This window comes from Limosilactobacillus galli (genome assembly GCF_947381495.1).
Lineage (GTDB): Bacteria > Bacillota > Bacilli > Lactobacillales > Lactobacillaceae > Limosilactobacillus > Limosilactobacillus galli.
Genome location: NZ_CANCWK010000036.1, coordinates 1 through 17,079 on the forward strand (window position 1 = coordinate 1; position 17,079 = coordinate 17,079).

Below are 17,079 nucleotides of genomic sequence, written 5' to 3' on the forward strand. Positions count from 1 at the left end.
GTCATAAAGATGGCAAGGATAGCGTTGTTCTAGTAATGACTGATCGTTTTTCACGGGTTAATATTACGAGAAAAATTACCAGTAAAACTGCATATGCAGTGAATCATTTTTTTGTTGAGTTGCGTCAGAAGCTTGGCAAGAATGCTTACTATCGCATTTTTAAAACAATTACTTCTGATAATGGTTCTGAATTTAGTGAGTTAACGCGAGTTCATGACCATGTTTTTTACACTGACCCATATTCTCCTTGGGAACGCGGATCCAATGAAATCAATAATCGTTTTCTCCGGAAGGAGATTACTAAGGGCCAAGCTATTAATGATTATAGTAGTGCCCAGATTATAGCGACCAATAACTGGATGAATCACTATCCACGAGCCATATTTAATGGACGTTCTGCAATGGATGTTTACTGTAAAGCATTCTATCAAGAGATGTCACGTTCTCATCAACCAATAATTAATTGGTCAGTGCTATTTATTTCAGCTTAGTGGCTAACTTATTCTTGAAATTTAGGTCAAACATTTTCATTGTATGTAAGCGATTTCACTTACAAGATTACACTAATCAATTAATTTTATAATGTAAATATAATTTATAAAACATTATAATTGTGCTCGACAATAAATTAATTGCAATATGTCAATTGCAGGCTATTTTGTCTAGGATTACAAAACTTTATTTATAATGGCACCCGCACATTCACATGGTGCCCATTGAAGTGAATGATCAACGCCTGCTTAGGCTGAAGATCAACCATCATTGTCACACCATCGACCCGGAGACTCCGGGGGCCGGCATAGTAGACGTCAAGGGGCCGGCGTCGCAAACGTGAAACGGACCCGCAACAGTTCTGCAATGAACTTGTCCGGATCAATTGTCGGCAGCAACTCGCTAATCAGTTCCGTCAGACTCACTTCTCTGGTCATTGTCACCCCCTTCCTTAACCTATGCCTGGACGTCATGCTGGTAGGAAATTTTGCTCCGGCCATTAACCGAGGTTACCCGCAACTGGTCCGGAATCTGCTCTTCCAGCTCGGTCACGTGGCTGATAATTCCGATCATCCGGTGGCCCTCAAGTTCCTGTAAGGCGCGCAGGGCATCGGCCAGGGCGGTCTGGTCCAAAGATCCGAAGCCCTCGTCGACGAACAGGGCATCAATGCTAATTCCCCCGCTCTGTTCCTGAATGATCTGACACAGGGCCAGTGCCAGGGCCAGTGAGGCCATGAAGCTCTCCCCGCCGGAAAGGGTCCGGGCACTCCGCGTCTTCCCGGCATTATCGTCGTAAACGTTGACCTCCAAGCCGCTCCACTTGGCCCCGGCACCATGGCGGTCATTGGAGAGTTCAAACTGGTAACGGCCATTGGTCAGCCGGTCCAGCTGCACATTGGCTGCCGTCAGGACCTCCTGGAAGTAGGCCTGCAGGACGTACCGTTCCAGACTGAGGTGGTTTTCCGTATTCCCGGTAACCACATCGGTCAGGGTCTGGAAGGCCGTCAGCTCCTTCTCCTGCCGCCCGTTAGCCTTAAGCAAGCGCATGACCTCCTTCTGCCCCTGCGTTAATTGATCCTGTTGGAGATTATGCTGGGCCACATCCTGTTGCAATTTGCTCAACGCTTCTTGAGCCTGACGCAAGGTCTCCTGGGTCTTTTCAATATCAGGGGCGGGCCGATCGGCAATCTGAGTGGTCAGCCACTGCACCTGCTGTTCGTTATCATGGACCTGGGTCTGGTAGTCACGAATCACCGTCTGCAGTTTGGCCAGCTGGGGCAGCTGCTCCTGGGTCTGATCCCAGAAATCCCAGGCCAGATCAGTACGGTAATCTTTGAGGGCCCGGCTCAACTGTCCATGGCGCTCCGCCTGCTGTTTTATCAGGGTCGCATGGTCATCCTTGACCGTTGCCAGGCTATTTTCCGTGACGGCCCGTTGCTGAGCAGCGACATGCCGTTCCTTGTCGGCCGCCTGCAACTGATCAGTGAATTGGGCGAACCGTTCCTGCAGGTTGGCCACTTGCTTCTTGACGGTAGCTTCATCCCCGAGCACTTCCGGCAACTCCGCCTGCTTCGTTTGCAGAATCGTCTGGTCCTTCGTCAACTCCTGCTGGACCTGCTGAAGAGCTGCCTCGTCTTTTTTCAATGCCTCCTCAAGGGTTGGCACTTGTTGCTGCAGTTTCTCCAAGGTCTGCCGCTCCTGAGCGGCCGTCTGCTGTTGATCTTGCAAGTCCTTCACCGCAGCCTGGAGCTGTTGGCCGTACCGGGTAATCTGGGCATCCCAATCATTTGGCAACTCGTCACTATCCAGGAGCTGGGCAAGTTGGACCTGCGCAGCGGCAACCTGGTTCTGCAGGTCGGCCAACTGACTCTGAACCTGCTTGGCCCGCTCTGCCGTACGGCTCTGGGTATCCCGACTGGCTTGCAACCGGTCGCTGGCTGCTTGGAGCTCCTTGTCCGTCACCATCACCGCCTGACCATCCACCTGTGCCGGCTGCGGGTGGTCAAGCGCTCCGCAGACCGGACACGGCGATCCCGGCTTAAGCTTAGTGGCTAAGCGGGCGATCTGGTAGCGGGCGTCGGCATCATTAAGGTCAGCGAGCTGCTGAGTCTGCTGTTCAACCATCGTTGCCTGCTGCTTGAGTTTAGCCGCCAGCTGGGCTTGCTGGCGGCTGGCATCCTGCTGAGCAGCACGCAGGTCCTGAAGCACTTTCTGCGCTCGTTGCAGGTCATTGTAGTGGCGCTGTTGCTGATCCAGGGTCCGTCGCGTCGCTTCCAGGTCACCATGTGCCGCCAGCTGGCTGGTTACCGCCGTGATCTGCCGGTTCAAGGCAGCCAGCTGTTCCTGATGAGCGCCCCGCTGTTGCTGAGCCGTGGTCAATCCTTGTTGATCTTTCTTGACCTGAGCCAACAGCCGGTTGAGTTCTGCAAACAGGGGCAGCTTTTTACTCAGCTCGTGAGCCTGGTCGCGAAGCTTCTCCATTGCCGGCTGCTTGGCCGCCAAATTCTGATAGCCCTGCTCACTATCCTGCAAACGCCCACTGAGCTTTTGCAGCTGAGCGGTCAGCTTCGTAAGCTGTTTTTGCTGGTCAGCCGCATGCTGCTCACCATCCTGCCACTGTTGAAAGGCAACCTGGTGCTCTCGGAACCACTGTAGGTCCGCCAATTGGGCCTGCCGGTCGGCCATCAGGTCTTTCTGCGCAGCCAGCTGTTTGGCCTGCTGCTTAGCGGCCGTCAATTCCTTCATCCAGTGCTGGAGATCCTGCTCATCATGCAGCTGCTTGGTAATCTGGTTGACCTGCATCTGCTGAGCATCCTTCTGCTGGCTCAGCTTAGTCAGCTCCTGATGCAGGGCTTTCAGCTGATTCTCAACCGCCGCCAGCCATTCATCGTTACTAAGCTCGGCATCGACAGTGGTGACCCGCCCCTTAATCGTCTGGAGTTTATTCTCCTGGGCAGCGAGGTCATGCTTGCGGTTTGCCAATTGCTCTTTCAGCTGCTGGGCCCACTGGTCGTAAATGGTGGTATTGAACAGATCACGAAGGAGCTCTTCCTTCGTGTTGCTGTCCGAATCCAGGAACTGGCGGAACTTGCCCTGCGGTAGCAAGACGATCTGCCGGAACTGGTCACGGGTTAGGTTGAGCAGATCGGTGATGAAGGCATCGGCCTCCTTGATCTTGGTAATCGCGTGTGGCTGGTCGCTCTCAAGAGGATAAATCAGCTCCACGGCCTGATTATGGTCGACTGGACGCCCCCGCCGCCCGATCAGGGTCTGTTTCGGCTTCCGCATGATCCGATAGGTCTGTCCCTGGTGCTGGAAAGTGAAAGTCACCCTGGTCTCCTTATCGGGAGCGGCAAAGTCAGAGCGCAGGGCCGTCGCCGACCGCTGCTCACTGGTGGTCTTGCCGAAAAGGGCGTAACACATTGCATCAAAGATCGTGGTCTTTCCCGCGCCAGTGTTGCCGGACACCAGGAACAAGGAACGCTTATCAAACTCCTCAAAGTCAACCACGGTGTCCTCATAGGGGCCAAAATTTTGCAGTTCAATTTTTAACGGTCGCATTTTTTAGTCCTCCTTATTGATGGCGGTCAAGGCGTCGGCCGCCCACTTGGCTTGCTGGGCGTTCATATCAATCCCCATGGTCTGCTGGTAGAAGTCCGCCAGCAGTTCGGTTGGCGACTGTTTTCGCCGGGTCTGGGAATGATCAACAGCAATCTGCCGCGCCTCATGGGTCCGGTGAAGACTGATGATCTTCGGGTAGTGTTCGCGGAGCTTGTTGAGAACATCCGGGATCCGCTCGTGATCCGTCAACTCCACATCGTAGAAATCGTCTTGGGGCTGTTGGGAGCTTTCCGCAATCAGCTGCTCAAACGACCCCTTGAGTTTATGAATGTCATGGGCGGGCTTAAGCGGCACCCACTCTGCCTTGAAGGGAGCGGTGTCCACAATCCAGACTCCTTTCTCCTGGTCGGCCTCGGAGACCGAAAACTTCATTGGCGAGCCGCTGTACCGGACCCGCTCATCATGCAGGGCGTTGCGGTTGTGGAGGTGGCCCAGGGCAACGTAGTCAAACGGCGCCAGGGTCGTGGTTGCCACGGCGCTCAGGCCCCCGACCTCGATGGTGGTCTCCGAGTCTGCCGTCCGCTCACTGCCCGCTGCAAAGAAGTGGGCCATCAAGACATGGTGCTTATCAGGGTTGAAGTTCTTCTGCATCTCAGCAACAATCCGCGCCATTGCGGTATTAATGTCACGGATCTTGTCATCCCCAAAGCAGTTTCGGACCGCCTGGATGCCGAAATACGGCAGGAGGAAGAATTCCGTATCCCCGATCGTCACCGGTTGAAAGGCCTCTTCCAAAGTCGTGTTCAGATAAAAGAACTCCCGGGCAAACCAGTCGGCCCCGGTCCCGAGCCGGGTGGCCGAATCATGGTTCCCGCTGATCGCCAGGATTGGCAGGTGATCGACCAGGTTCAGCTGGTACAGTTCCTGATTGAGCTGGTGAACGGCAGCCTCGCTGGGGATGCTCCGGTCGTAGAGGTCTCCGGCAATTACCACTGCATCTACCTTCTTATCCTGTGCGATCCCCTCAATTTGCTTAAAAACATTTTGCTGGTCGGCCAACAGGTCAAAACCATTCAGATTCTTGCCGACGTGCCAATCGGCGGTATGCAGAAAGCGCATCTCAATGCCTCCATTTCTCATTTTTACTTCTATTATAATAGATACGGCAAAATTCCCCAATTAGGACAAAAAAACAGGGATAGACAAAACGTCTATCCCTGTTTTTACAGAGGGCGGTATGTGGGATTCGAACCCACGCGTGCCGGACCCACAAACCGGTGTGTTAACCAAACTTCACCAATACCGCCAACATATTCAGTTCAGGCAAATAGATTGCCAATGGAGAATAACGGAATCGAACCGATGACCTCCTGCTTGCAAAGCAGGTGCTCTCCCAGCTGAGCTAATTCCCCAAAAAGTGACCCGTGCGGGATTTGAACCCACGATACCAGCGTGAAAGGCTGGTGTCTTAACCACTTGACTAACGGGTCATAAAGCGGAAGACGGGATTCGAACCCGCGACCCCCACCATGGCAAGGTGATGTTCTACCACTGAACTACTTCCGCATGTCGTCCTTGACAACAGAAATAATAATATCAAGATTTCCGTTAAATGGCAAGGACTTTTGGCAAAAAATTCAAATAAACTTTTAACGACGCACCAACACTGGATAATCGCCGCCAGGTCGTTGGCTAATCTCTCCTCTTAATCCGATTAGTCATCGTCATCCTGGTAGTGCAGATCATCGTACTTCTGGTCCGCCTGTTGCTGGGCCATGGCCTTAGACGGGTAGTAAACCGCCGTTACCCAGTTTTCGGCCCCTTCGCCGACAACTAGGACCTTGACCGGTTTCCCATCGATATTTTCCGTCTTGACCATGTACGAGGTCCCGTCACCGGCACCTTGGAACCATCCCTGAATATTCAACCAGGTTCCACCATCATCGTGAAGGAACTGGGTCCGGCCCCAGTCCTTCGTTGCACTGACCTGATCATCGCTTGGCTGGTCGTTATCCTGCGCATATTGGGAATCCTGGTGGTAGAGCTTGACAGTATCTCCATCAATGTTCATCTCATGATCAGAAATGGTAACTGTCGATTCATCGTCGTGGTCAGCTGAGTACCAGGTTCCCTGCATATCGGCGGGCACCGCAAATGGCCCCTTGTTGCCATACTTGCCGGTTGCATTGTCATCATAGCTGGCAGCATTCGCATTGCCATTGCTGGTCGCCCCGCCGCTCTTATCAACCACCTGGGCATTCTTAGCCAGGTCATTGACCAGGGCGCCCTGGCCATGTGCATTGACGTACTTCGCCATCGCCGGCTTGCTGATGGTAACCAGCTTTTTCGTCCGCTTCCCCGGCTGGGCTCCTTGATAAATCACCACGTCGTCATTCTGATCAATCGTGTACACCAACCCGTTTGCTTGGCCGCCAGCGGTAACATCGTAGGCCATCCCCTGGCCATTGTCACTGAGCTGGTAACGGCTAGTCGGATAGAGGTTGACCTGAAGCCCTGATTGCCGCGCCTGCTTGGCAGTCTGTGCCCATGCTCCGCCGTAGCGATTGCCAGCGTAGGCCGTGACTAGGCTGACTGATTGCTGTGGTGACATCCCCTGTGCACTGACCTTCACACTGGACTTCTTGGCAATCAGACTGGCAGAGGAACTCGTCGACTGCCGTTGCTGATTGGATGAGTTATTGCTACAGCCAGCTAAGGTCAGGGCCGCCAGCCCCGTTGCTAGTAAAATTCCCGTTTGTTTCCTATTCAATGAAAAGACTCCTCCCCAAAGTGCTTATACATTTATTATAACGCCAATTGGCGGTTAGAGATCCAGAATCCGCAGCCGGGCCTGCCATTGCGCGGCAAAGTTGGCCCGTTGCCACTCGTTGATTCGTTTGTTGCGGACCCCTACCGCCTGGTTCAGGTAAGTGACGCCATTGTGTTTCAGCGGCGGATGGATCCCATGAAGATGCCCATAGAAAACATCCTTAACATTGCCCGCCGCCTCGAGGAGCTCCGCCAGGCGGTCACTCCCCATCATTGCGTTGATCATCTGGTAGAAACGTTCCTGCCGGGGCGTCCGCACCGCCGCCGGACGTGGGGCCAGTAGTTCGTGCCGGGGGCAAAGTGGGTCAGGAAGAGGACCCGTTTCCCGGCATCCCTGGCCGCGGTCAGCTGGGTCGCCACCTGGTGGAGAACAGTATCCATCCGTTCTTGGTCGTCCCCTGGCTGGTCAATCTCGCTATCCAGCCAGTACACCCGTTTCCACTGGCGGACCGCGGACGGATCATCACGGTAAGCCGAAAAGCCATAGTCATACCAGCCATTATTGCCGATCACCCGCCAGTTTGTCCCCGGCAGGTCAACATAGTGGCGGTGCAGGTAACCGGGATCCGCCAGATTTTCAGTCAGCGTATAAGGAGCGTGCTGAAGAAGGTCATGGTTGCCGGCAATGTAGTAGACCTGGACCCGGTCCGCAAGCCGTTCCCGAAGCGTGGCCATGTATTGGCGGGTCTGGGTAAAGTCATTAAAGAGGTCACCCGCGTAAAAGTAGTATTGAACACCGCGACCCAGCGGGTACTGGGCCTGCATTTCCAGTGCCGCCCGCGGATCGACTTGATTGACATCGAGGTGATTATCACTGCTGATCGCAATTCGTACCATTCTAAGTTTCCTCCCTAAAATCAAAGAAAGCATCCCGTGTCCGGAATGCTTCCTAGTTTACTTATTTTGGTTGGCGCGTCAAGAATTGCATTCGCGCCCCAATGATCTTGTTTACGGCTGGTATCCCATTCTTCACGTGCAGCGCCTTGAACGGGAAGGTCGCCCGATAGGTAACTACCCCGGGATCAGCGGCCTGCTTCAGTGAATCGATCACCGTCTCGCTAGCCGTCGAGCCCGTCAGCAGCTGGGTGAAGACGCCTGGCAGGTTGACCTGCAAAACCTTGGATAGGAAGGCCACCTCGGGCAGCGGCAGGGGCTGGACCCCGACCTGATGAAATTCGTTGCCGGCTTTGACGAAGATGACCTGGTAGAGGCCGGGAGCATTCTGATCCATCACTGCATTGCTGGCCTGGTCGCTCACCGACTGGAACTCGTAGTCCGGCACTTCCGCTGGGTAACGGATGGCCGTTGACTGGTAGTTGAGCTGTTCCGGAGAAAGCAGGTTGGTCGTCGTTCCCAGCGGGTAGGCGTACTCCCCTTCAAAAATATAGTTGAAAGCCACCAGCTTGGTTGCCCGGCTGTCCAGTTGCGGCAACCGGTCATCGGGCAGGATGATCAGCCGGCTGTCGAGCTCCATCTGCGTGAGACTGGCCAGCAGCTGGGTATAAGAGGCCGGAATAAACAGCAGTTGCGGCTGTTCCACCTTCAGGAGCTGAAGGATGTTCTCCGGCGTTGGCGGTTCCAGGTAACGTTTGTCACTCAGGTCGCTAACCAGGGCCACCGAACTAGGATTGGTATCAACAATCACCGTATGGTAGCCCTCGCGATGCAATTGCCGCATCATGGAGGCGACAAAGTAGTCCCCGGCATTACTGAGGCCCAGCCGCAGTCCGCCGGTTCCAATCACCATGGCACTCGGCTGAGCCGTCTTGGTCCCTTCATTTTCGTCTTCTAAGGCCGAGTAGAAGCTGCTGGTGTGCTGATCAAACTCGCCGGCCGAGGGTTCAATCTCCTTATACTTAGTTGTGATCTGGTGGTCGACCAGCATCTGGTAGATCCGGTGCGGCGTGGTATTCCATAGCCGCGCAATCAGCTGGTTGCTCAAACCGTAGCCCTTGGCCTTGATCAGGACCGGTTCCTTGTTCGGGTTATCGATAACCTCCCGGATCAAAAGCCGCATCTTGTTGATCTGATCGAAGTAGAATGGGTCGATCTTGGTCATCTCCGCCAGTTCGTCGACGGAATAACCACGGTCCATCGCCTCGATCAAGACGAACAGCCGCCCCGCCTCGGGGTGAACCAGCTTGACAATCAGCTCGTCATCCGAGAGCTTCTTCTGGGCCGCCAGGTGAAAGTCGGCGGGTTCGCGGTAACGGGATTCGATGGCCTTGAAGAGCGCTTCAATTGTGCTCCGGCCAACCCCGAAGACGGTCCCAACCGACTTCTTCTCCGTTCCCAGCAGCCGGCTGGCCTCGGGGATCTCATCGAAGCCCCACACCGGTACCCGAGCAGCAATGTAGTCCATCGTCGGCTCCACCAGGGCCGCATGCTGAACATAATTGGGACCCAGGTCAATGTCACGCAGGAGCTGGCCGGCGTAAAGCTGGGCACAAACCTTGGCGATCGGGTACCCGGTCGACTGCTCAACAAAGGAGGTCATCCGGTCAAAATAGGGACTGTTTTTGATGACGTAGAACTTATCATCTTCCGCATTCAGGGCGAATTGAACGTGGTTGGTCCCGACAATCCGCAGTTTCCGCGTAATCGCAAAGGCGGTGTCCCGCATATCCTGAATCTGCCGGTCAAGAAGGGTCTGCGGCGGATTAAAAGCCACCGAGTCCCCGGCGTGAATCCCAATCGGATCCATGTCCTCAATCATCGAGAGCATCATCATCGTGCCCGAGGCATCCCGCTGCACGACCACTTCGATTTCCTTGTACCCCGCCAGGCTCTGCTGAACCAGCACCTGTTCGGCCCGGGACTGACTCAGGCAGTTCTGGACTGCCGATGCCAGTTCCCGCTGGTCATGGACAATCCGCCGGGTACTATTGCTCTTTGGCAGGACGGAGCGAATGATTACCGGGTAGCCCAGCTTGCGGGCTTCTTCTAGGGCATCCTGGTAGTTGCTGACCGTCACGACTGATTTCATGGGAGCGTCCATCTTGTGCAGGGTCCGACTGAGCAGGACCGGGTTGTTCACCTGACGGATCGTCGCTTCCGGAACCCCCAGCAGCTTAATATCCAGCTTCTGGATGATTCCCTTTTCCAAAAGCTCCTGGGTCAGTTCAAAGGCATGCTGGTTGCCCACGGTCGGCAGGATCGCCTGCGGGTGGTAGTGCTCGATCAGCGTAACCAGGTGCTCCACGTTCAGCGGACCGATGCAGGCATGGTCGACCGCCGCCCGGTTCTCCAGGCTAACCGAAAACGGGTTATCATCGGCCAAAATGGTTGTGATCCCTAGCTTCTTGAAGGCCGTCGTGATCTGATAAGTAGCCGCGTCAAGCTCGTCACCGTGCTGGACGTCATTGGCCCCCGCGCCGATCACCAGAACCGATTTGATTGCTGACTTTGCCATTAACGCCGCGCCTCCTTCCGCTTCATGATGTCCAAGAATTCATCGAACAGGCCATCCGTTTCATCCGGACCTGGGGCCCCATCCGGGAAGAATTGAACTGAAAAAGCCGGGTAATGCCGGTGGCGCAGTCCCTGAATACTGTTATCGATCAGATCGACATAGGTGATAAAGAGCTGCGAGCGGTCGACCGTCTGCGGGTCGATCCGGTAACCGCCGCCCTGGTTGGCATAGACGATGTGGTCGGTGATAATCTCCTTGAGCGGGTGATTCATCCCGTGATGTTCAACCGGATTGCGCTGGACCGTCGCCCCGTTGGCAATCGCAAACAACTCATGGCCGAGCCCGATCGCAAATAACGGCACCTTGGTTTGGATCTGCTGGATCATTTCCAGAACCGAGCGCTTAATGCTGTTCGGATTGCCGGGACCGCTGGACAAAACGACCCCATCCGGATCCAAACGCAGGATCTCTTCGGCAGTAGCGGTATACGGCAGGACCGTGACGTTGCACTTCCGCCGACTGAGCTCTCGCAGAACCCCGTTTTTCAGGCCAAAGTCCACGACTACGACACTCATCCCCACGTCCGGGTTCGGGTATGGCTTGGGGGTAGACACCTGGGCCACCTGCTGATTGGTCAGCACTGTGGCGTGTAGCTGGTCAAAGGCATGGTCATCGGGGACCGGCACAATGCTCCCCTTCAACGGCTTTCCGGCGTCACGCAGCTTGTGGATGACCGCCCGGGTATCGATATTGGTGATTCCCGGAATATTCATCTGCTTGAGGTAGCGGTCGAGCGTCTGCTGCTGGGGATTATCCGCCCCGACATTGGACAGTGAACGCACAATGACCCCCTTGATCGTCGGCACAATCGTTTCGTAGATGTTGTGCTGAATACCATAGCTGCCGATGTTAGGCTGGGAAAACACCACAATCTGGTTGTTGTAGATCTGGTTAGTGATGATCTCCTGGTAACCGGTCATGCTGGTATTGAAAACCACTTCACCAAAGGTTACCGCGGGGGCCCCGAATCCCTCCCCGGCAAATGTCGTTCCGTCTTCAAATATTAGGTATCGTGCTGTCACTTTATCACTCACCCCTAATTGGATTCTCATCTCTTATTATGCCGTACCATGGCATAATTTCAAGAATTTAATTGTCGATTTTATCAAGCTTGTCTAGCATTTTCTGAAAGTAGGACGGCAAGGGGGCGGTAAACGTCAGTTGCTTGCCGGTCCGGGGATGCTTGAAGCCCAGCAACCGGGCGTGCAGGTATTGGCCATTCCCCGGCAGCGTCTTCCGGGGACCATAAAGCGGGTCACCAGCTAGGGGATGGCCGATGTACTTCATATGCACCCGGATCTGATGGGTCCGGCCCGTCTCCAGGCGGCAGGACACCAGGGTGTAGTGCTGGTAACGCTTGAGCACCTTGAAGTGGGTCACCGCGTGGCGGCCGTCAGCCACCACCGCCTGCTTCTTACGATCCTTTGGCGACCGGCCCAGCGGCGCGTCAATGGTCCCCCGGTCCTCCTTGATCACCCCGTGCACCAGGGCTACGTACTCCCGCTCGTTAGTCTTGGCCTTGAGCTGGGCGGCCAGGGAACGGTGGGCCATGTCATTCTTGGCCACCATCAGCAGGCCCGAAGTATCCTTATCGATCCGGTGAACAATGCCCGGCCGGAACTCGCCGTTGATGGTTGACAGCGGCGAATGGTACAGGAGGGCGTTGACCAGGGTGTGATCGGGGTGCCCAGGCGCCGGATGAACCACCATCCCCTGGGGTTTATTGACAACGATCACGTCATCATCCTCGTAGACAATGTCGAGGGGAATATTCTCCGGTACCAGGTCGATCTTCTTCGGCTTCTCCGGTTCAATGGTGACTACATCCCCCACCGCCAGCTTGTACTTGGGTTTGACCGGCTGGTCGTTGACCTTGACGTGGCCATCCTCGATCCAGCGCTGAATCTGCGAGCGCGAAAACTGCTTGAAGTGGTGGCCAAGCTGCTTGTCGATCCGTCCCGTCAGCGCCGCAGTGATTACCAGTCGTACTGGTTCATCCATCTATCAATCATCCTCCCGTAAAATTGCAATAATTAGGATCAGCACTCCAATCGTCAGGCACGAGTCTGCCACGTTAAACACCGGAAAGTTAACAAAGAGCAGCTCGAACATGTCAACCACGTAGCCATTCATCAGCCGATCAATGAAGTTGCCGAGCGTCCCGGCCAGTACCAGCGCCAGCCCGATCATCAGCGGCCACTGCCGCCGCCAGCGGAACATCAGGTAGCCAATGACGGCGATCGCCACCACCGAAATAATGGCGAAGAACCACTGCTGACCCTGAAGCATGCTCCAAGCCGCCCCGTCGTTATGCAGGTCAGTTAGCGCCAGGACTCCCGGGATAACCACGTGGCTGGTGCCGAGCGCAATCGACGTTGCCACCCAGTGCTTCACAAGTTGATCGAGTACCACCAGGACCACTGCTAAGATTAGGCTGATACTAATGCTCACGATCTGCACCCTCCGCCTGGTTGCTGAGCGCCAGTTTGAGACGTTTAATAGCCTTTTCGCTGAAGGTGAAGTTGAGGACTTCACCGTTGACGGTCATTGTTACCGTATGTTTGGTAAACCGCGGCTGCCGAATATCAGCCAGCGGGATCATCAAGTAGTCGCGTTGCAACAGTCGGCTGAAAACCAGCTTGGTCGGGGTAATCAGCACCGTCCGCCGCTTGATCTCCAAAAATGTTAAAATAGCAAAGGCTGCAAAGAAAACGGCCGTTATCCACTGGAAATGGGTAATCTCAAGCCAAATAATCAGACCGATTAAAAATAGCAGGAACGTCCAGCACCAGCTGATAATGGTACCGGTTAGGTCCGGCTGATAAAAATAACGGGTCTCTTCTTCCATAAAACAGAGTCTTCCTTTCAAAGTGAGGTAATCTTAATGTTAAAACTATACACCGATGCCGCCAGCAAGGGCAATCCAGGTCCCACCGGTCTCGGCGCCCTGATCATTGATAACCACCAGCAGTACCAGCTGACCGCCACCTTAGAGCGCGCCGATAATCATCACGGCGAGTTCGCGGCTGCTCAGTTCGGCTTCCAGTACTTATTGGACCACTTCGGCCCGCAGCAAACGGTCCTATTCTACACCGACAGCCGGGTCCTCAGTGACGCGATTGGGAAAAATTATACAAAACATTACCAAGCGGAACTGGCTACGCTCAATCAGCTCATCAGCCAGTTCACAACCGTCATCACCCAGTGGATCCCGGACCAGCAGAACCATGGGGCCCATCACCTGGCCAACCAGGCGCTCCGGTCGCTCGAATAGGTGTCCATTAATATATACGTAAAATAATGTTATTAGTATCTGGGTGGTAAAATTTATTGTATTATATCATCTTCGCTCCATGTTCATCAGCTGTCCGCATATATAAGGGGAGTACGGTAAATTTATTCATCGTACTCCCCTTATTTTGGTTTAAGCACTAGTCTTTTCGGCGAAACCAGCCAAAGAGGTGATGCCGCTGGTTTTGCTTCTCCTGCATTTCAGTCAGCTTAGCAATTGCCTCGCTCATCCGGGCTTCGGTGTCAACCTTACGGGCATTGCGGGCGACCTCACTACCATTGTAACGTTGCTCTAATGTATCACTATTCAGCCAGTGGTCGAAGTTCTTTACGTCAACGATGAAGCCAGTGCTCGTGTGCTGATAGCTGATCCGGTACTTGCGGGGTAGGTACTGAAAATAGCGGTCCATCAGCATTGAGCCGCTGTTCCGGGCCGTGTTATCCGAAACCTTGTTGAACAGCTGCTTATTAATTTGGGCCTTCAAGCGACCATCCTGTTTAACAAACATGATGTCCGTGCCGATCTCCGCCTGGTTAATCAGCATTGTCCAGTCGTTGCGGCCGACGAACAGGGAGTAGTCATAATTCTCCTTAAAGTAATCTTTTACCTGGTCGAACATCTCAAACTGCTCCATCGCCTGCTTCAATACATGTTTGATCGGGTACAGAAAGTCCTTTTCGATCTGCTCCTCTGTTGCCGGTGACACGTCATCGAAGAACTTAGCTAATTCCACCTGACAGTAGCGGTAAAGCCTATCATTGGCCCGGCCCAGGAGGTCGTTGAGCTTCTTTTCCCGCTCACTCTCCTCGCCTGCAAACGTCGATTCAAAGCTGAGGTACCAGAGCCGTCGCATGATCTCGGGCTTCAGCGAAAACTGCGATTTGCTATCACCCTCACGACGGTTCATCGTGAAGATAAACGATGGCAGAGGTTGGGTCAGATTACGATTATTAGTGATCTCCTTAATAAAGCGATCAAAGTACGGCCGGGTCGTCAGGTCAGGACTAATATCGTCGATCATCATTGGGTTAACCGGTCCACTGTACATGTAGTCATTCAATACATTCGTAATCGTCATGTTAATATTAGATTTCCCCAGCGCATAGTTTTTGGGATCAAACACCCCGCCGTCCAGGAAGTTGCCGCTCCCAGTCAGCTTGGCCGCAAAGCGCTTTCCCAGCGTTGACTTACCAGTTCTTCCCTGGCCGATCAGGGCAACCCCCAGCGGAACATCTTCCCGTGACTTGCCACTTGGTGACATCTCATACATATTCCGGATCTTCCACAGCCACGGTGCCTCAAACAGGAAGCACATGAAGTCGCAGGCCTGCCATCCCTCACCGACTTCTTTATAGTTGTCGTATTCATGAGCAATATCACTAAATAATTGAAGCTGTTCTTTAAGGGCTGCACCCGTTAGATCAGACTTTATTACCGTTGACTTAACCTTATCACCAATCCGGGGTGCCTCAAACAGCTGTCCATTATTATAGAAGAGCACCGGCTTAGGATAGAGGTCTTCCTCATGCTCAATTTTTCCGGCAGTGGTGTTATTTTTCGAAACGTGCTTGACCACCTGAGTTAATTTATATAGGTCTTGACCAATATTATTCAGCTGGCGCTTCTTGTATCCAGCATTTCCGAAGAGCTTGACTGTTTGAATGACACTTAGTTTTTCGCGTGCCGATAATTGCTTCATCTCTTCGTCAGATTCATGGTCAGCCCGATACTTTTTAACGTCTTCAGCTGGTAAAACGACAACATCTTTCTGACCATCGTCCTTATTTTTCAGCATATCGGCAGTATCGGTATAGACATTTATCTGTAATTGTTCTGCATTTTTAGCTTTGATGAAGCCTGCCATCTTCTTGGCATCCAGATAGGTGGCGGCCCGGTTGAAGTTATCGGCAAACATCTGCTGGTGGCATTGATAGAGCTGAGTCTCTCGGCTACCATAATCGGCGGCCAGCTGTTCGACGTTGTGATGTAAAGCTGCTTCAGTAAGATTCATCGAACCCGATAAAGCTAGATAGTCATGATCATTAGTCAGCAGGTACAGTTTCGTATGAATCAGTTCCTGCTTGGTGAAATAAAGTTTTAGTGTCCCATCTAGAATACGTTTGGTGAATTCACTCTTCTGGTTTTCATAACCATACTTCACAAATTTATTACGGTCTGTCAGCTGTGCCATTCGTTGGCCAATCGAAGCAGTTCCGTTATCGCTCAGGCCGAGGATCAGGGTCACTGACTGGTAACGTGGCAGGAGGTATTTCTCAATAAACTTGATCGACGAGACGAATGATACTCCTCTGAATTCGGTTGGCTTTTGGATGTGCTCATCCGCAAACTTCCAAAAGTCGGCGTCGGTCACCAATGTTTGCTTGGTGTAATCTAAGATATCTAGCATCCCCGTGCTCCTCCATTTCGATTAAATGCGTAATTACTGCCTCATAAATTATATCATGAGAAGATAGACTACAGCTGAGCCAAAGTATGGCTATCCCGGTATTGATCACAAGTTATACTCATTCAGCAATGCTTTCCGTGGGAAATTGCTTATTGAAGGCGTCGATAATCCTACCGATATTAGCAATCCGTTGTGCCGGGATGGTTTTAAAACGCATAATGCTGTGCAGCTTTTTCATCTCCTTGACCGGCTCATCCCCATCATAGTCAAGGAATTTTTTGCCTGCCTGTGCTGCGGTAAAATTTCGTTATCTCTCCCCCGCATCTCAATATGTGTCTTCGTCAGATAGCGCTGAAAGAGTGTTTCAATCTTTTTAACCAGTCCATCACATCTTTATTTTCATCAAAAAGGCGATGAAGTGTATCCGTATCTACAGAATCACTTTTCTTTGAATCAAATGAACCATCAAAAAATTCTTTCATTGCACCATCACTAATAACATGACTCTGTTCAGTGTTAAGCCAAGGATCTTCTGTATGAGTTTGCCTCATCAAATCATAAGCAGATTTATAACCATATACAGAATAAACACCTTCCAAAATATCTGAACTTTCTTTATCATTTTGTAGTTCATCATAATCTGTTTTGTCTTCTGAGGTAATTGGATAATTTGAATTTACGATACCTCGACAATGTTTATACATTTCATGAATTACTGCAACAGCCGGGCCATATTTCCAAGCCACGATATCATTGTCAAACATGCGACGTCCCGTTATTGATAAGCTAGCCGCTTGAATATAGTAAAGCAATTTCATGGCTTTCATTTGCGTTAACTCTTCAACGTTGGGGTTATCTTGCATGTCTTCATAATTTTTTACACGCAACCAGTTAAGTATTTTAAAAACATCATACATTACTAACCCCTCCTTCGTTTAAATAATTCTACAGTCAACCACCACGCCCTAAAGGACGTGGCTTGTGAGCAAACACCCTTCTGATGAGTGCTTGAACCACAATTTGCAT

Annotated in this window: 15 protein-coding genes and 4 tRNA genes; 2 read left to right on the forward strand and 17 right to left on the reverse strand. The window is 52.6% G+C overall.

Annotated features, from left to right (window positions below; genetic code table 11):
- The coding region (locus QOS10_RS07185; protein WP_283594770.1) for an IS30 family transposase at nucleotides 1-491 on the forward strand (491 nt) is incomplete at its 5' end.
- Between the two features lie 191 nt (nucleotides 492-682).
- Here the strand turns inward: QOS10_RS07185 and QOS10_RS07190 are convergent.
- The 15 genes from QOS10_RS07190 to QOS10_RS07260 form a co-directional block, all read right to left on the reverse strand.
- Nucleotides 683-829 (reverse strand): hypothetical protein, encoded by a 147-nt coding sequence (locus QOS10_RS07190; RefSeq protein ID WP_283594771.1) that lies wholly within the window; start codon nucleotides 827-829, stop codon nucleotides 683-685.
- Between the two features lie 119 nt (nucleotides 830-948).
- A complete protein-coding gene (locus tag QOS10_RS07195) occupies nucleotides 949-4,053 on the reverse strand; it encodes an AAA family ATPase (protein WP_283594772.1) in 3,105 nt (1,034 codons plus the stop codon).
- Between the two features lie 3 nt (nucleotides 4,054-4,056).
- Nucleotides 4,057-5,172, reverse strand: coding sequence for an exonuclease SbcCD subunit D (locus QOS10_RS07200; RefSeq protein ID WP_283594774.1), 1,116 nt, complete (start codon nucleotides 5,170-5,172; stop codon nucleotides 4,057-4,059).
- A 112-nt stretch (nucleotides 5,173-5,284) separates the two neighbouring features.
- Nucleotides 5,285-5,359: transfer RNA gene (locus tag QOS10_RS07205), tRNA-His, on the reverse strand.
- Nucleotides 5,360-5,392: 33 nt separating this feature from the next.
- Nucleotides 5,393-5,465 (reverse strand) — tRNA-Ala (locus QOS10_RS07210).
- Between the two features lie 6 nt (nucleotides 5,466-5,471).
- Nucleotides 5,472-5,543, reverse strand: a tRNA-Glu gene (locus QOS10_RS07215).
- 4 nt (nucleotides 5,544-5,547) lie between these two features.
- Nucleotides 5,548-5,619 (reverse strand) — tRNA-Gly (locus QOS10_RS07220).
- A gap of 148 nt (nucleotides 5,620-5,767) precedes the next feature.
- The gene (locus QOS10_RS07225; RefSeq protein WP_283594775.1) at nucleotides 5,768-6,823 is read right to left on the reverse strand and encodes a hypothetical protein; all 1,056 of its coding nucleotides are present in this window, start codon (nucleotides 6,821-6,823) and stop codon (nucleotides 5,768-5,770) included.
- 54 nt (nucleotides 6,824-6,877) lie between these two features.
- Nucleotides 6,878-7,141, reverse strand: a complete 264-nt coding sequence (locus QOS10_RS07230; RefSeq protein WP_283594776.1) for a hypothetical protein — start codon at nucleotides 7,139-7,141, stop codon at nucleotides 6,878-6,880.
- Nucleotides 7,105-7,719 (reverse strand): metallophosphoesterase, encoded by a 615-nt coding sequence (locus tag QOS10_RS07235; protein WP_283594777.1) that lies wholly within the window; start codon nucleotides 7,717-7,719, stop codon nucleotides 7,105-7,107. The genes QOS10_RS07230 and QOS10_RS07235 overlap by 37 nt, the downstream gene beginning before the upstream one ends.
- Before the next feature lie 61 nt (nucleotides 7,720-7,780).
- Nucleotides 7,781-10,294, reverse strand: coding sequence for an ATP-binding protein (locus QOS10_RS07240; protein WP_283594778.1), 2,514 nt, complete (start codon nucleotides 10,292-10,294; stop codon nucleotides 7,781-7,783).
- Complete coding sequence (locus QOS10_RS07245; protein ID WP_283594779.1) at nucleotides 10,294-11,376, reverse strand: carbamoyl phosphate synthase small subunit; 1,083 nt, start codon at nucleotides 11,374-11,376, stop codon at nucleotides 10,294-10,296. The genes QOS10_RS07240 and QOS10_RS07245 overlap by 1 nt, the downstream gene beginning before the upstream one ends.
- A 67-nt stretch (nucleotides 11,377-11,443) precedes the next feature.
- The gene (locus tag QOS10_RS07250; protein ID WP_283594780.1) at nucleotides 11,444-12,355 is read right to left on the reverse strand and encodes an RluA family pseudouridine synthase; all 912 of its coding nucleotides are present in this window, start codon (nucleotides 12,353-12,355) and stop codon (nucleotides 11,444-11,446) included.
- Nucleotides 12,356-12,358: 3 nt separating this feature from the next.
- On the reverse strand, nucleotides 12,359-12,799 hold the full coding sequence (gene lspA, locus QOS10_RS07255) for a signal peptidase II (RefSeq protein WP_283594786.1): 441 nt from the start codon (nucleotides 12,797-12,799) through the stop codon (nucleotides 12,359-12,361).
- The gene (locus QOS10_RS07260; protein WP_283594781.1) at nucleotides 12,795-13,202 is read right to left on the reverse strand and encodes an EbsA family protein; all 408 of its coding nucleotides are present in this window, start codon (nucleotides 13,200-13,202) and stop codon (nucleotides 12,795-12,797) included. Before QOS10_RS07260 ends, lspA begins: the two co-directional genes overlap by 5 nt.
- Nucleotides 13,203-13,238: 36 nt before the next feature.
- Between QOS10_RS07260 and QOS10_RS07265 the strand changes: the two genes are divergently transcribed.
- Nucleotides 13,239-13,628 carry a ribonuclease HI family protein gene (locus QOS10_RS07265; RefSeq protein ID WP_283594783.1) on the forward strand — a complete coding sequence of 130 codons (390 nt, stop codon included), beginning with the start codon at nucleotides 13,239-13,241 and terminating at the stop codon, nucleotides 13,626-13,628.
- Nucleotides 13,629-13,785: 157 nt separating this feature from the next.
- Here QOS10_RS07265 and QOS10_RS07270 read toward each other — a convergent pair whose 3' ends face one another.
- Nucleotides 13,786-16,053, reverse strand: coding sequence for a phospholipase D family protein (locus tag QOS10_RS07270; RefSeq protein ID WP_283594784.1), 2,268 nt, complete (start codon nucleotides 16,051-16,053; stop codon nucleotides 13,786-13,788).
- Between the two features lie 341 nt (nucleotides 16,054-16,394).
- Entirely contained in the window at nucleotides 16,395-16,970 is a 576-nt protein-coding gene (locus tag QOS10_RS07275) for a Panacea domain-containing protein (RefSeq protein WP_283594785.1), read from the reverse strand.
- Nucleotides 16,971-17,079 lie beyond the last annotated feature (109 nt).

Bases quoted from the DNA above. Each gene is read 5' to 3' on its own strand.
- QOS10_RS07195 (WP_283594772.1), bottom strand. From the start codon at position 4,053: ATGCGACCGTTAAAAATTGAACTGCAAAATTTTGGCCCCTATGAGGAC.
- QOS10_RS07200 (WP_283594774.1), bottom strand. From the start codon at position 5,172: ATGCGCTTTCTGCATACCGCCGATTGGCACGTCGGCAAGAATCTGAAT.
- QOS10_RS07235 (WP_283594777.1), bottom strand. From the start codon at position 7,719: ATGGTACGAATTGCGATCAGCAGTGATAATCACCTCGATGTCAATCAA.
- QOS10_RS07240 (WP_283594778.1), bottom strand. From the start codon at position 10,294: ATGGCAAAGTCAGCAATCAAATCGGTTCTGGTGATCGGCGCGGGGGCC.
- QOS10_RS07250 (WP_283594780.1), bottom strand. From the start codon at position 12,355: ATGGATGAACCAGTACGACTGGTAATCACTGCGGCGCTGACGGGACGG.
- QOS10_RS07260 (WP_283594781.1), bottom strand. From the start codon at position 13,202: ATGGAAGAAGAGACCCGTTATTTTTATCAGCCGGACCTAACCGGTACC.
- QOS10_RS07265 (WP_283594783.1), top strand. From the start codon at position 13,239: ATGTTAAAACTATACACCGATGCCGCCAGCAAGGGCAATCCAGGTCCC.
- QOS10_RS07270 (WP_283594784.1), bottom strand. From the start codon at position 16,053: ATGCTAGATATCTTAGATTACACCAAGCAAACATTGGTGACCGACGCC.
- QOS10_RS07275 (WP_283594785.1), bottom strand. From the start codon at position 16,970: ATGTATGATGTTTTTAAAATACTTAACTGGTTGCGTGTAAAAAATTAT.